Origin of the sequence: Streptomyces sp. NPDC058872 (assembly GCF_042743065.1) — a bacterium.
GTDB lineage: Bacteria > Actinomycetota > Actinomycetes > Streptomycetales > Streptomycetaceae > Streptomyces.
The window spans coordinates 61,686-76,174 of the sequence record NZ_JBHYMK010000037.1; the positions used below are offsets into that span (position 1 = coordinate 61,686).

At 73.2% G+C, this 14,489-nt stretch carries 13 protein-coding genes; 10 read left to right on the plus strand and 3 right to left on the minus strand.

Annotation, left to right across the window (positions count from 1 at the left end):
* Nucleotides 1–53: 53 nt before the first annotated feature.
* Together ACFW22_RS23045 and ACFW22_RS23050 are read right to left on the minus strand one after the other, a co-directional pair.
* Nucleotides 54–287 (minus strand): ferredoxin, encoded by a 234-nt coding sequence (locus tag ACFW22_RS23045; protein ID WP_386407789.1) that lies wholly within the window; start codon nt 285–287, stop codon nt 54–56.
* Nucleotides 287–1,747, minus strand: a complete 1,461-nt coding sequence (locus tag ACFW22_RS23050) for an aldehyde dehydrogenase (RefSeq protein WP_386407792.1) — start codon at nt 1,745–1,747, stop codon at nt 287–289. Before ACFW22_RS23050 ends, ACFW22_RS23045 begins: the two co-directional genes overlap by 1 nt.
* A gap of 141 nt (nt 1,748–1,888) precedes the next feature.
* Here ACFW22_RS23050 and ACFW22_RS23055 point away from each other — a divergent pair, with 141 nt between their 5' ends.
* The 8 genes from ACFW22_RS23055 (at nt 1,889) to ACFW22_RS23090 (ending at nt 10,919) form a co-directional block, all read left to right on the plus strand.
* A complete protein-coding gene (locus tag ACFW22_RS23055; RefSeq protein ID WP_386407794.1) occupies nt 1,889–2,998 on the plus strand; it encodes an MBL fold metallo-hydrolase in 1,110 nt (369 codons plus the stop codon).
* A 280-nt stretch (nt 2,999–3,278) separates the two neighbouring features.
* Entirely contained in the window at nt 3,279–4,526 is a 1,248-nt protein-coding gene (locus ACFW22_RS23060; RefSeq protein WP_386407797.1) for a prenyltransferase/squalene oxidase repeat-containing protein, read from the plus strand.
* Entirely contained in the window at nt 4,523–5,230 is a 708-nt protein-coding gene (locus ACFW22_RS23065) for an SCO2322 family protein (RefSeq protein WP_386407800.1), read from the plus strand. Before ACFW22_RS23060 ends, ACFW22_RS23065 begins: the two co-directional genes overlap by 4 nt.
* Nucleotides 5,227–6,351, plus strand: a complete 1,125-nt coding sequence (locus tag ACFW22_RS23070) for an energy-coupling factor transporter transmembrane protein EcfT (protein ID WP_386407803.1) — start codon at nt 5,227–5,229, stop codon at nt 6,349–6,351. The genes ACFW22_RS23065 and ACFW22_RS23070 overlap by 4 nt, the downstream gene beginning before the upstream one ends.
* On the plus strand, nt 6,348–8,060 hold the full coding sequence (locus tag ACFW22_RS23075; protein ID WP_386407805.1) for an ABC transporter ATP-binding protein: 1,713 nt from the start codon (nt 6,348–6,350) through the stop codon (nt 8,058–8,060). Before ACFW22_RS23070 ends, ACFW22_RS23075 begins: the two co-directional genes overlap by 4 nt.
* Nucleotides 8,057–8,941, plus strand: a complete 885-nt coding sequence (locus ACFW22_RS23080) for an ECF transporter S component (RefSeq protein WP_386407808.1) — start codon at nt 8,057–8,059, stop codon at nt 8,939–8,941. The genes ACFW22_RS23075 and ACFW22_RS23080 overlap by 4 nt, the downstream gene beginning before the upstream one ends.
* 285 nt (nt 8,942–9,226) lie before the next feature.
* Nucleotides 9,227–9,628, plus strand: coding sequence for a transglycosylase SLT domain-containing protein (locus ACFW22_RS23085; RefSeq protein WP_386407812.1), 402 nt, complete (start codon nt 9,227–9,229; stop codon nt 9,626–9,628).
* A 172-nt stretch (nt 9,629–9,800) separates the two neighbouring features.
* Nucleotides 9,801–10,919: an NAD(P)H-dependent flavin oxidoreductase gene (locus tag ACFW22_RS23090; RefSeq protein ID WP_386407815.1), complete on the plus strand. Its 1,119-nt coding sequence runs from the start codon at nt 9,801–9,803 to the stop codon at nt 10,917–10,919.
* On the opposite strand, the gene ACFW22_RS23095 is transcribed toward ACFW22_RS23090, so the two are convergent.
* The gene (locus ACFW22_RS23095; RefSeq protein WP_386407818.1) at nt 10,903–12,072 is read right to left on the minus strand and encodes a steroid 3-ketoacyl-CoA thiolase; all 1,170 of its coding nucleotides are present in this window, start codon (nt 12,070–12,072) and stop codon (nt 10,903–10,905) included. The genes ACFW22_RS23090 and ACFW22_RS23095 overlap by 17 nt on opposite strands.
* Nucleotides 12,073–12,300: 228 nt before the next feature.
* Between ACFW22_RS23095 and ACFW22_RS23100 the strand changes: the two genes are divergently transcribed.
* Nucleotides 12,301–13,578 (plus strand): cytochrome P450, encoded by a 1,278-nt coding sequence (locus tag ACFW22_RS23100; RefSeq protein ID WP_386407825.1) that lies wholly within the window; start codon nt 12,301–12,303, stop codon nt 13,576–13,578.
* Nucleotides 13,579–13,659: 81 nt separating this feature from the next.
* Complete coding sequence (locus ACFW22_RS23105; RefSeq protein WP_386407820.1) at nt 13,660–14,328, plus strand: O-methyltransferase; 669 nt, start codon at nt 13,660–13,662, stop codon at nt 14,326–14,328.
* The last annotated feature ends 161 nt before the right edge of the window (nt 14,329–14,489 follow it).

Sequence of the window (14,489 nt, forward strand, 5' to 3'; positions counted from 1 at the left end):
GCCCGACCAGCACCGCACCAGCGGGCGGAAGCGCCCCCACCGGGCGGTGCGCCTCAGGGCTCCACGGGGAACACCGGATCGCCGCCGTCCGCCAGGGTGATCAGGATGGCCTCCACCGGGCAGCCCTCGGCCGCCGCGAGGAGCCGCTCGCCCGCGTCGGTCTCCACCGCACGCGGGTGGGACTGCCGGGCCGGGTCGAGCCGGAAGCCGTCCGGTGCGTGGTGGACGCACATGCCGGAGCCGATGCAGACGCTCCGGTCGACCTCGACGTGCCAGCGGTCCCCCATCACGCCTCCCCGTATCCGGCCGGCAGGTGGATCATCTTGTGCTCCAGGTACTCGCCGAAGCCCTCGGGCCCGAACTCCCGCCCCAGACCGGAGTTCTTGTAGCCGCCGAAGGGGCCGAGCATGTCGAGGCTGAAGGTGTTGACGTTGAAGGTGCCCGTGCGGACCCGACGGGCGAAGTCGACGCCGTGCTCCACGTCCCCGGTCCAGACGCTGCCGCTGAGACCGAAGTCGGAGTCGTTCGCGATCCGCAGCGCCTCTGCCTCGTCACCGTACGGAAGGAGGCAGATGACCGGGCCGAAGATCTCCTCGCGGGCGATCCGCATGGAGTTGTCGACGCCACCGAAGAGGGTCGGCTCCACGTACCAGCCGCGGTCGAGCCCGGCGGGGCGACCGCCACCCGCGAGGACCTTGGCCCCCTCCTGCTGTCCGATGCCGATGTAGTCGAGGGAGCGCTGCTGTTGGCGCCGGGCGACGAGCGGACCGACCTGGGTCGCCGGGTCGAGCGGATCGCCGACGACGAGCGCGCCGGCCGCCGCCGCGAGCGCCTCGGCGACCTCCTCGTACCGCGAGCGGGGGGCGAGGACCCTGGTCTGCGCCACGCACGCCTGGCCGTTGTTCATCCAGGCCGCCGGGGCGATCCCGGCGACCGCGGTCGCCACGTCGGCGTCCGGCAGGACCACGGCGGCCGACTTCCCGCCCAGTTCGAGGGTGACGCGGGTCAGGTTGCGGGAGGCCACTTCCATCACCCGCTTGCCGGCGGCGACCGAACCGGTGAAGGAGACCTTGTCCACACCGGGGTGACCGACCAGGTACTCGCTGACCTCGCGGTCGGCGGGCAGGATGCTCAACACCCCCTCGGGCAGCCCGGCCTCGGCGGCGATCTCGCCGAGGAGATAGGAGTCGAGGGGCGACTCCGGCGAGGGTTTGAGGACCACCGTGCAGCCGGCGAGCAGTGCGGGGCCCAGCTTGGCCGCGGCGGTGAACTGGGGCACGTTCCACGGGACGACGGCCGCGACCACGCCCATCGGTTCGCGGCGCACGAGCAGCGGCCCGAGGACGCCGGCGCGCCGCTCCTCGTGGGCGAAGTCCCGGGCGACGGTGATCGCCGCGTCCCAGACCATCATGGCGCCGAGCGCCTGGGCGAGGACGGACCAGGAGTACGGGGAGCCGTTCTGCGCACTGATGGAGCGGGCGATCTCCTCGTGCCGCACGGCGATCGCGTCCTTGATGCGGGTGACGACGGCGATCCGCTCCGCGAGCGTCGCCCGGGGCCACGGCCCGTCGTCGAAGGCCCGGCGGGCGGCGGCGACGGCCCGGTCGACATCGGCCCGCGAGGCGTGCGGAACGCGGCCGATGACCTGCTCGGTGTGGGGCGAGATCACCTCGATGACCCCGTCGCCGAGCGGATCGGCCAACTCCCCGCCGATGAACAGCTTTCCGTGCTCCACAAGCTCGGTCATGACCGCTGCCTCCCGAGGGGTGGGACTGCCTGGGCGTCTTGACGGTGCAACTTCCTGACGATGCTTCAGAACTGATACCAGTTCTAGTTACCATGGGCAACGGTCGAGCAGGCTCCACAGCGAAGAGACGAGGACCCGCCCATGACGCAGGTGCCCCAGGTGACCGAGCACGGTGGCGGCGTCTGGTCGCTGCGGGTGCCCATCCCGGACAACCCCCTCGGCCACACCCTGGTCCACGTCCTCGACACCGATCGCGGACCGGTCCTGATCGACACCGGCTGGGACGATCCGGATTCCTGGTCCGAACTCACCAGCGGCCTGGATGCGTTGGGGCTTTCCGTCCAGGAGGTCCACGGGGTGGTCATCACCCACCACCACCCCGATCACCACGGCCTCTCCGGTCGGGTCCGCGAGGAGTCCGGGGCCTGGATCGCGATGCACGCCGCCGATGCCGCCGTCGTGCGCCGCACCCGCGAAGTCGACCCGGGCACCTGGTTCGACTACCTCGCCCGCAAGCTCGCCGTCGTCGGCGCCCCCGAGGACCACATCGCCCCGCTGCGGGCCGCCCGCGCATCCGGCCGGATGCGGACCCTGCCCGGCCTCCGCTCCGCCCTGCCCGACCGCGAGATCGTCCCCGGCGAGCTCCTCGACCTCGCCGGACGACGGCTGCGGGCCGTCTGGACCCCCGGCCACACCCCCGGGCACGTCTGCCTCCACCTGGAGGAGGAGCACCCCTCCCGGCTGCCCGGCCACGGCCGGCTCTTCTCCGGCGACCACCTGCTGCCCGGGATCTCCCCGCACATCGGGCTGTACGAAGACCCCGAAGACCACTCCCCCTTCTCGCACCGGTCCGCGCACGGGGTCCCCCGCCCCGCGGGCCCCGGGCTCCGTCCGAACGGAGGGGACCCGCTCGGCGACTACCTGGACTCCCTCGAACGGATCGCCCGCCTCGGCGTCGCCGAGGTCCTCCCCTCCCATCAGCACGCCTTCACCGACGCCGCCGGCCGGGTCCGCGAGCTCCTCGACCACCACGAAGAACGCCTCGCCGGCCTCCTCGCCCTCCTGGACACCCCGCTCACCCCCTGGCAGCTCGCCGAGCGCATGGAGTGGAACCGTCCCTGGGACCGGATCCCCTACGGCTCGCGCACCATCGCCGTCAGCGAGGCCGAGGCGCACGTCCGCCACCTGGTGAAACTCGGCCGCGCGGAACCGGCGGCGGGCACCGACCCGGTCAGGTACGTCGCCGTGTGAGGCGACTCGCACCCGCCGGGGCGGCGGCCGTACGGGCCGGTACAGTGGGCGCGTCGTCATCATGCCCGTACGGGGGGAAAGCCGGTGGAGAGCCGGTGCTGGCCCCGTCCCCGAGCCCCCGGCTTCGCCGGAGCGGGGGACCCCCGTCCGTGAGCCGCTCCACCGGAGCGGCGGTTCGGAGCGCGCCGCCCGGGACGTGACCGCGGCACCGTCGAGGAACACGGAGCCGGAGCCTGGTGCCCCCGAAGCGTGCCGGAGCCCGGCCGCAGGAGAGGGACCCATGAACACCGTCCGTCGCGGCGCCGCCGCGCTCGCCGCCGCCATCGTGCTCGGCACCGCAGCAGCCGGCGCGGCCTCCGCCGCACCGTCGCCGTCCTCCTCCGCCGTCACGATCCCGCCCGGCCTGTACGGCACGAAGGACCCGACGTACGACGGCGTCTGGCGCCAGTCGCTCGCCTTCCTCGCCCAGCGCAGCACCGGATACCAGCCCGCGGACCGGTCCGTGGACTGGCTGCTCGGCCAGCAGTGCGCCGACGGCTCGTTCCCCTCGTACCGCGCGGACGCCACCCAGCCGTGCGACGCGCAGCTGATGCGGGACACCAACGCCACCGCCGTCGCCGTCCAGGCGCTCCGGGCCGTGCGCGGCAAGGCCGCCTCCCCGGAGAAGATCGACACGGCCGTCAAGACCGGTTCCGCCTGGCTGCGGACCGTGCAGAACAAGGACGGCGGCTGGGGGTACGGCGCCGGCAGTGCCAGCGACGCCAACTCCACCTCCGTCGTCATCGGTGCCCTCGCGGCGGTCGGCGTGCGCCCCGGCTCGTTCACCTCCGCCGAGGGCCGCACCCCGTACGACGCGCTCCTCACCTTCGCCCTGCCCTGCTCGGCCGGGGAGGGCGCCGGGGCGTTCGCGTACCAGCCGGACAAGACCGGCGCGCTCCTCGCCAACGCCGATGCGACCGCGGCGGCCGCCCTCGCCGGGCTCGGCAAGAGCGTCGTCGCCACCAAGGCCTCCCCCGGGCAGCCGCCGACCTGCACCGACCCGTCGGAGCCGACCGTCGAGCGGGCCGCCCTGAACGGCGCCTCCTACCTCGCACGGGCCCTCGCGAAGACCGGCCACCTCACCCTGCCGCCGATGCCCGGCGCCACCGACACCACCGAGCAGCCCGACATCGGCAACACCGCCGACGCCGTGATCGCGCTCGCCGCCGCCGGCGCTTCGAAGGAGGCCGGGCCGGCCCTGGAGTGGCTGGAGAAGAACTCCGCCGCCTGGGCCGAGGAGAGCGGTCCCGCCGCGTACGCCCAGCTGGTCCTGGCGGCCCGCGCGACGGACACCGACCCGCGCGAGTTCGGCACGGTGGACCTGGTCGAGCGCCTCAACGCCAGCGGCCCCGCGCCCAAGGCCCCGGACACCTCCGACTCCTCCGCCGGTGACGAGGAGGAATCGGGCTTCGACGTCTGGTGGATCATCGGCATCGGCATGGTCGTCGGCGTCGGCATCGGCTTCCTCGTGAGCGGCCGCAAGAAGTGAGCGCACGGACAGGGGCGTCCCCGGCCCGAAGGCGGTCCCGGGCGGCCGGCAGGGCGGCGGCGACCGGCGGGGCCCTGCTGGTGCTCGCCGGGTTCGCGGCGGCCCCGGCGCAGGCGGCCGGCTACCGCTACTGGTCTTTCTGGGAGGGCGACGGCGGGAAGCCCTGGACGTACGCCACCCAGGGGCCGGCAACCGCCCGGCCCGCCGACGGCGATGCCATCGGCTTCCGCTTCGCCGTCAGCAACGGCACGGAGGACACCTCCCTGCCCTCCGCCGCCCCCGATTTCACGGCGATCTGCGGGAACACGGCACCGAAGGACGGCAGCAAGCGGATCGCGGTCGTCGTCGACTTCGGCGGTCCGCAGGACGCGCCGTCCGGCGAGGCCCCGCCACAGGAGCCGGTCCGGGTCGGCTGTGCACAGGTCCGCGAGGACGCGACGGGCGCGGAGGCGCTGGCCGCGGTGGTGAAGCCGCTGCGGTACGACGGCTCGGCCATGCTGTGCGGGATCGCCGGCTACCCGGCGCGGGGCTGCGGCGAGCAGGTGGCGGAGGACGCCACGGCTCCGGTCGCGCCCAGCGCGCCGGCCCCGTCGAGCGCGTCCGGGGGGACCGGCGGCGGCCCGTCGTTCGGCGTGCTCGCCGGCGGGGCGGCCGTGCTGCTCCTCGGCGGGGCGGCGGTCTGGAAGGCCCGCCGGCGCGGATGAGTGCGGCCCGCGGCCCCAGCGCCTTCACGGCCCCCGAGGCGAACCGGGGCAACGCCCTGCACGCGGGTGCCTGGTGGCTGTGGGCCCTCGGCCTGGCCGTTGCCGCCTCCCGGACCACGAACCCGCTGCTGCTCGGCCTGCTCGTCGGGGTGTCCGGTTATGTCGTGGCGGCCCGTCGCACCGACGCGCCCTGGGCCCGCTCGTACGGCGCGTTCGTGAAGCTGGGGCTGTTCGTCGTCGCCCTGCGGGTGGTCTTCTCCCTGCTGTTGGGCTCTCCCGTGCCCGGTGTGCACGTCCTGGTCACCCTGCCCGAGGTACCCCTGCCCGACTGGGCGCAGGGGGTGCGGATCGGGGGCCGGGTGACGGCCGAGCAGGTGGTGTTCGCGCTGTACGACGGCGTGAAACTGGCGACCCTGTTGATCTGCGTGGGCGCGGCGAACGCCCTCGCCAACCCGTCACGGCTGCTGAAGTCGCTGCCGGGGGCGCTCTACGAGGCGGGGGTCGCCGTCGTCGTGGCGATGACCTTCGCCCCCCACATGGTCGCCGACGTGGCGCGGCTGCGGACCGCCCGCCGCCTGCGGGGCCGGCCCACCGGCGGGGTGCGGGCCGTGCTCCAGATCGGCCTGCCGGTCCTGGAGGGGGCGCTGGAGCGGTCGATCGCGGTCGCCGCGTCGATGGACGCGCGCGGGTACGGGCGGACGGCCCGGGTCCCGGTCGCCGTGCGGCGCACCACGAACGTCCTGGTCCTGGGCGGCCTCCTCGGCGTCTGTGCCGGTTCGTACGGGCTGCTCGCCGCGGAAGGCGCCGGCTACGGCCTTCCGCTGCTCGGCGCCGGGCTGCTCGCCGCGATGGCCGGGCTCCGGCTCGGCGGTCGCCGGACCGTCCGCACCCGCTACCGGCCCGACCGCTGGGGCCTGCGGTCCTGGCTGGTCGCGGGCTCCGGGGCGGCGGTCGCGACCCTGATGATCTGGGCGAACGCCCACGCCCCGGAGGCGCTGCACCCGGGCGTCGTCCCCCTGGTGGCGCCGGAGCTTCCGCTCTGGCCCGCGGCCTCGGTCCTGGTGGGCCTGGTCCCGGCGTTCGTGGCCCCCGCCCCCTCGCGGAAGGAGAAGGACGCGTGATCCGCTTCGAGAACGTCTCGGTGAGGTACCAGGAGGACACCGGGCCGACCCTGCGGAACGTGGACCTCACCGTCCCGGAGGGGGAGCTCGTGCTCCTCGTGGGCCCTTCGGGCGTCGGCAAGTCGACCCTCCTCGGCGCGGTCTCGGGCCTCGTTCCCCACTTCACGGGCGGCACCCTCACCGGGCGGGTGACGGTCGACGGCCGGGACACCCGGACCCATCCGCCGCGCGAGCTCGCGGACCTGGTGGGGACGGTGGGCCAGGACCCGTCCGCGCACTTCGTCACCGACACCGTCGAGGACGAGCTCGCCTACGGGATGGAGTCCCTGGGGCTCGCACCCGGCGTCATGCGGCGGCGGGTCGAGGAGACCCTCGACCTGCTCGGCCTCGCCGAACTCCGGGACCGGCCGATCGCCACGCTCTCCGGCGGCCAGCGCCAGCGGGTCGCGATCGGCTCCGTCCTCACCCCGCACCCGAAGGTCCTCGTCCTGGACGAGCCGACGTCCGCGCTGGACCCGTCGGCGGCGGAGGACGTCCTCGCGGTGCTCCAGCGCCTGGTGCAGGACCTCGGCACGACGGTCCTGCTGGCGGAGCACCGTCTGGAACGCGTCGTCCAGTACGCGGACCAGGTCCTGCTCCTGCCGCAGGCCGTGATGGGCCCTCCGGCCGAGATCATGTCCGTCTCTCCGGTGCATCCGCCGGTGGTCTCCCTGGGGCGCCTGGCGGGCTGGACCCCGTTGCCCCTGACGGTCCGGGACGCACGGCGCAGGGCGGCCCCGCTGAAGGCGCGCCTGGAGGGCCGGACCCCCACGGGCCCGTACTCCCGGCACACCGGGGCCGGAACCGGGGACGTCTTCCCCGTCCCCGCACCGACCCCCGCACCGGCGCGGGGACGCCCGGGGCGGACCGGAAGGGGCTTCCCCTTCCTGCGGCGCCGCGTCGACGCCGCGTCCGCGACCGCCCCGCTGCTGCACGCCGAGGGCCTCGGCGTGCGTCGCGGCCGCGTGGAAGCCCTCCGCCGCGTCGACCTGCGGGTCGCCCCGGGCGAGACGGTGGCGCTCATGGGGCGCAACGGTGCCGGGAAGTCCACGCTGCTCTCCACCTTCGTGGGCATGGTCGAGCCGACGGCCGGCCGGGTCCTGGTCGCCGGGCGGGCACCGCACCGCACCACTCCCGGCGAGCTGATCCGCCAGGTGGGCCTGGTGCCCCAGGAGCCGCGCGACCTGCTCTACGCGGACACGGTGGCCGCCGAGTGCACGGCTGCCGACGCGGACGCCGGCACGTCGCCCGGGACCTGTCGGGCGCTGGTGGAGGAGCTGCTGCCGGGGGTGGCGGACGACACCCATCCGCGCGACCTGTCCGAGGGGCAGCGGCTCGCCCTCGCCCTGGCCGTCGTCCTGACCGGTCGCCCGCCGCTGCTCCTGCTGGACGAGCCGACCCGCGGCCTGGACTACGCGGCCAAGGCCCGTCTGGTCGCCCTGCTGCGGGGCCTCGCGACGGACGGGCACGCCATCGTGCTGGCCACCCACGACGTGGAGCTGGCCGCCGAGCTGGCGCACCGGGTGGTGATCCTCGCGGAGGGCGAGGTGGTCGCGGACGGCCCGACGGCAGAGGTGGTGGTGTCCTCGCCGGCGTTCTCACCGCAGGTGGCGAAGATCCTCGCGCCGCAGCCCTGGCTCACGGTCGAGCAGGTGGAGGCGGCCCTGTGAGCACGCCGCGCACGGCCCGCCCCGTCCGCCCCGTCCGCCTCGGCCCCCGTTCGGTCGCCGCGCTCGTCCTCGTCTCCCTCGTCGGGATCGCCGCCTTCTGCTGGCCGCTGTTCGCGGACGCCGACTCGGCCGTGACCTCGCATGCCGGGGACGCGCCGTGGCTGTTCGCCGCGCTGCTGCCGCTCCTGGTCGCAGTGGTGGTGGCGACCATCGCGGACTGCGGGATGGACGCGAAGGCGGTGGCGATGTTGGGCGTGCTCGCTGCCGTGGGCGCGGCGCTCCGCCCGCTGGGGGCGGGGACGACCGGCCTGGAGCCGATGTTCTTCCTGATGGTGCTGAGCGGTCGGGTGCTCGGGCCGGGCTTCGGCTTCGTCCTGGGCTCCGTGACGATGTTCGCGTCGGCCCTGCTGACGGGTGGCGTGGGGCCGTGGATGCCGTTCCAGATGCTGTCGATGGGTTGGTTCACGATGGGCGCCGGGCTGCTGCCGGGCGCGGACCGGCTGCGGGGGCGGGCGGAGCTGCTGCTGTTGTCCGGGTACGGGTTCCTGGCGTCCTTCGCGTACGGCACGGTCATGAACCTGCAGGGGTGGGTGCTGCTCCAGGGCCAGGGCAGCGGCGTCTCCTTCGTTCCGGGGGCGCCGCTCCACGAGAACCTGGTCCGCTTCTCCGCGTACGTGCTCGCCACTTCCCTCGGCTGGGACCTCGGCCGGGCCGTCCTCACCGTCGTGCTGACCGTGACCGTCGGCGGCACGCTGCTGCGGGCGCTCCGGAGGGCCACGCGACGGGCGAACTTCGAGGCGCAGGTCACGTTCGGGGGGCCGGAAGGGCCCTCTCCGGGTGAGGCGCCCCACAGGACCTACGTCACGTACGAACCGAAATAGTAGACCTCCATAATCGGTCAAATGCTCCCAGAACGGTTCATGACCTGCGGAAATCCCCCAGGCCCCACCACCCCCTCGAACCGTCCGGGTCCGAACCTCCCTCGTACCGGGGGTCATTGCATCCGCGTTCCGCCCCTGCTTCTCTGGTGGACGTCGCCAGGCAGCCGGCGCTCAGTGCAGCGCCTCGGACGGCCGGTTCCCGCCAGTTCCCGGACCCCCGGGCCCTGGTTCCGGCTTGCCGAAAACGCCCGGCACGCCCCTTGTCCCCGACGTTAGGTCGATGTCTTGATCCGCTCGCTCACCACTCGTGTCTCTGCCCGCAACAAGAAGATCGCCGCTTCCGCAGCCGTGCTGCTGGGTGCGTCGGGTGCGGTGCTGGGCACGACGGGCTCGGCTTCGGCCGCCAGCCCGCAGGAGCTCGCCCGTCAGATCGTCCCCGCTTCGCAGTTCGCTTCGTTCAGCAAGATCGTCGAGCACGAGTCGCACTGGAACCACACCGCGACCAACTCCTCCAGTGGCGCCTACGGCCTGGTCCAGGCCCTGCCGGCCTCCAAGATGGCCTCGGCCGGTGCCGACTGGAAGACCAACCCGGCCACCCAGATCAAGTGGGGCCTCAACTACATGAACGAGCGCTACGGCTCCCCGAACGCCGCCTGGGCGTTCTGGCAGGCCAACGGCTGGTACTGAGCCGTCCCCCTGCCGCACGCGCACCCGCAAGGCCCCGCCCTCCTCACGGAGGGGCGGGGCCTGCGGCGTTTCCGCTCCGCTTATTTTAGTAGACCGGTCGTCTAGTCTCCTCTAGTGTTCGTGTCATCGGCGGGCCACACCGGACGGCTCCGCCGCGATCCCGGAGGAAGCCTTGTCCCGCTCAGCACGCCCCGCGCCCACCCCGGACACCACCGCCCTCCCGCCCGGCCGTTTCGGCGAGCTCGTCGGCATCCCGCTCCCCGTCGTCCAGGGGCCCTTCGGCGGCGGCCTCTCCTCCGTCGAGCTGGCGGCGGCCGTCTCCGAGGGCGGCGGCCTCGGCTCGTACGGGGCGCACATCCACACCCCCGAGGAGATCACCGCGCTCGTGGCCCGACTGCGCGCCGCGACCGACCGCCCGTTCGCGGTGAACCTGTGGGTGCCGCAGGAGGGCGAGCGGGACGAGCTCCCGGCCGCCGCGCTCGCCGCACACGTCGAGCGGCTCCGCCCCTCCTACGAGGAGCTGGGGGTGCGCCCGCCCACCGCGGAGGACGTCCGCGCGTGGCCCGACTTCGACGCACAACTGGACGCGCTCGTCGCGGCCGCCCCGCCGGTGATCAGCCTGGTCATGGGGCCGCCGCCGAGCCGCCTGGTCACGGAGGTCCGCCGCCGCGGGATCGTGCTGGTCGGCACGGCGACGACGGTGGAGGAGGCCGTGGCCCTGGAGGAAGCCGGGGTGGACGCGGTCGTCGCCTCCGGCAGCGACGCGGGCGGCCACCGGGGCGCCTTCCTGCGGCCGGTGCGGGAGTCCCTGGTCGGCACGTTCTCCCTGGTCCCCCAGGTGGCAGACGCGGTGTCGGTGCCGGTGGTCGCGGCCGGCGGGATCGCCGACGGGCGCGGGGTCGCCGCCGCGCTCGCGCTCGGCGCGGACGCCGTGCAGGTCGGCACCGGTTTCCTGGCGGCCCGCGAGTCGGGGGCGAGCGCGGTGCACCGGCGGGTCCTGGGCACTCCCGAGGCCCGCACCACCGTGCTCACCCGCCTCTTCTCGGGACGCACCGCACGCGGCATCCCGAACGGCTTCGTCCGGGACATGGCGGCCCACGAGGAGCACGTCCCCCCGTACCCCGTGCAAAACGCCCTGATGGGCCCGCTGCGACGGGCCGCGGCCGAGCAGGGCCGGCCCGAGTACGTGAACCTCTGGGCCGGCCAGGCCGCCGCGCTCGCCCAGGAGGCGCCGTCGGCCGCCGCGTACCTCACCGATCTCGTCGAAGGGGCGGTCAGAGCCGCTGGATGATGGTGCCGGTCGCGAGCGCCCCACCCGCACACATCGTGATGAGCGCGAACTCCTTGTCCGTGCGCTCCAGTTCATGCAGGGCGGTGGTGATGAGACGGGCGCCGGTGGCACCGACGGGGTGGCCCAGGGCAATGGCCCCGCCGTTGACGTTGACCTTCTCCAGGTCCTGCTCGAAGACCTGGGCCCAGCTCAACACCACCGAGGCGAAGGCCTCGTTGATCTCGACGAGGTCGATGTCCCTCAAACTCATCCCCGCCTTGCCGAGCACCGCGCGGGTCGCGTCGACCGGCCCGTCGAGGTGGTAGTGCGGGTCGGCGCCGACGAGCGCCTGGGCGACGATCCGGGCGCGCGGCCGCAGCTTGAGGGCACGGGCCATCCGCTTGGAGGCCCACATGATCGCGGATGCGCCGTCGGAGATCTGGGAGGAGTTCCCCGCGGTGTGGACGGCGGTGGGCAGGACGGGCTTGAGGCCGGCCAGGCCCTCCATGGTGGTGTCGCGCAGCCCCTCGTCGCGGTCGACGAGCCGCCACATGCCCTGGCCGGCGAGCTGCTCGGCCTCCGTGGTGGGGACCTGCACGGCGAAGGTCTCGCGCTTGAAGCGCTCCTCCGACCAGGCGGTCGCGGCCCGTTCCTGGGAGAGCAGACCGAGGGAGTCGACGCGCTCCCGGGTGAGGCCCCGACGGCGGGCGATGCGCTCGGCGGCCTCGAACTGGTTGGGCAGGTCGACGTTCCACTCGTCGGGGAAGGGCTTGCCGGGGCCGTGTTTGGAACCGGAACCGAGCGGGACGCGGGACATGGCCTCGACTCCACAGGAGATGCCGATGTCGATGACGCCCGTCGCCACCATGTTGGCCACCAGATGACTCGCCTGCTGCGAGGAGCCGCACTGGCAGTCGACGGTGGTGGCGGCCGTCTCGTAGGGCAGGCCCATGGCGAGCCAGGCGGTGCGGGCCGGATTCATGGACTGCTCACCGGCGTGGGTGACCGTGCCGCCGATGATCTGCTCGACGCAGTCGGCGTGGATGCCGGTGCGCCCGAGGAGTTCGCGATAGGTCTCGCCCAGGAGGTAGGCGGGATGGAGGTTGGCGAGTGCGCCTCCGCGCTTGCCGATGGGGGTGCGTACGGCTTCGACGATGACGGGTTCCGCGGCCATGGGCTCGTCCTCTCCTCGACCGATCGGGGCGTCCCGGCACTCCGGTCGGTCGGCGTCACGGGGAACTAGTACGCGTTCTAGTTCTGTATGCAGTCTTATGACTGCTACCGCCGGTACGCAAGGGTCCGGGACGCAACAGTTCACACCCCGCCCCTTGCTACTTGTAGAACTCGTTACTAGCTTTCCCCGCAACTTCTGATGAGCCATCAGATATGGAGCGTGTTGCCGATGGCCTGCCCGCATCTCCCCGAGGGGCGCCTCCCCGACGGTCGTCTCCCCGAAGGGTTCGACGCCACCGACCCCGATCTGCTGCGCGAGCGCATCCCCTTCCCGGAGTTCGCCCGGCTGCGGCAGACCGCCCCCGTGTGGTGGTGTCCCCAACCAGCCGGCGTCACCGGCTTCGAGGACGGCGGATACTGGGCCGTCACCCGCCACGCAGACGTCAAGTACGTCTCCACTCACCCCGAGTTGTTCTCCTCGCACGAGAACACCGCGGTCATCCGCTTCAACGAGCACATCACCCGGGACCAGATCGAGGTCCAGAAACTGATCATGCTCAACATGGACCCGCCCGAGCACACCCGGGTCCGCCAGATCGTCCAGCGCGGCTTCACCCCCCGCGCGATCCGGAGCCTGGAGACCGCCCTGCGCGAGCGCGCCCGCGCCATCGTCGACGGGGCGAAGCACGGCACGGACGCCGACGGCACCTTCGACTTCGTCACCCGGGTCGCCGTCGAGCTGCCGCTCCAGGCCATCGCCGAGCTCATCGGCGTCCCCCAGGAGGACCGCTCCCGAATCTTCGACTGGTCGAACAAGATGGTCGCCTACGACGACCCCGAGTACGCCATCACCGAAGAGATCGGTGCCGAAGCGGCCATGGAACTCATCGGCTACTCGATGAACATGGCCGCCGCCCGCAAGAAGTGTCCCGCCTCCGACATCGTCAGCCAGCTCGTCGCCGCCGAAGGCCAGGGCAACCTCTCCTCCGACGAGTTCGGCTTCTTCGTGCTGCTGCTCGCCGTCGCCGGCAACGAGACCACCCGCAACGCCATCAGCCACGGCATGCACGCCTTCCTCACCCACCCCGAGGAGTGGGAACTCTTCAAACGGGAGCGCCCGGCGACCACCGCCGAAGAGATCGTCCGCTGGGCGACCCCGGTCGTCTCCTTCCAACGGACCGCGACCCAGGACACCGAGCTCGGCGGACAGAAGATCCGCAAGGGCGACCGGGTCGGCCTCTTCTACTCCTCCGCCAACAACGACCCCGAGGTCTTCGCCGACCCCGAACGCTTCGACATCACCCGGGACCCCAACCCCCACCTCGGCTTCGGCGGTGGCGGGCCCCACTTCTGCCTGGGCAAATCGCTCGCGATCAAGGAGATCGAGCTGATCTTCCACGCGATCGCCGACGCCCTGCCGGACCTGACCCTGGTGGGAGAACCGCGCCGGCTCAGGGCGGCCTGGCTGAACGGGGTGAAGGAACTCCGGGTCCGCGCCTCGACCTGACCCCTCCACGAACCCCCGCCGACACCCTTCCGGCGGTCACACCGCCACCCGGACGACCGGGCCCGGTGTACGTTCGTCCACGTGACGAACTCTCAGTGGACCGCAGTGGACGACTACTTCACCGACACGATCGCCCCCGCGGACGAGGTGCTCACCGCCGTGCTCGACGCCTCCAGGGACGCGGGCCTGCCGGAGATCGCCGTCGCCCCGCACCAGGGCAAGCTGCTCCACCTGCTCGCCACGATGCAGGGGGCGCAGAACATCCTGGAGGTCGGGACCCTCGGCGGCTACAGCACCGTCTGGCTGGCCCGCGCCCTCCCCCCGACCGGCCGTCTGGTCACCCTGGAGTACGACCCGGCCCACGCCGACGTCGCCCGCGCCAACCTCGCCCGCGCCGGCCTCGACAAGCTCGTCGAGGTCCGGACGGGCGCGGCCCTGGACAGCCTGCCGCAACTGGAGGCGGAGGGCGCGGGCCCCTTCGACCTCGTCTTCATCGACGCCGACAAGGCCAACAACCGCCTCTACGTCGAATGGGCCCTGAAGCTCTCGCGCCCCGGCACGGTGATCATCGTCGACAACGTGGTGCGGGAGGGCAGGGTTGCCACCGCGCACCCGGACGACCCGGCGATCACGGGCACGCGCGACATGTTCGACCTGATCGGCCGCGAACCGCGGCTGGACGCGACGGCCCTGCAGACGGTCGGCACGAAGGGCTGGGACGGACTGCTGTTCGCCCGGGTGGTGGACTGAGCGGAGGAGTCCCCTCCCGGTGACGGGGAAGCGGGAGCTCCAGCAGAAAGGACCCGGCGGGCTGCCCCTCGTGGGGGTCCTCGGTGAAGCGCGGAGGACCCGAACTCGAACCGCCTGCTCCGGCACCCCGTACGGGGTGCCGGAGCAGGCGGTTCATGAGG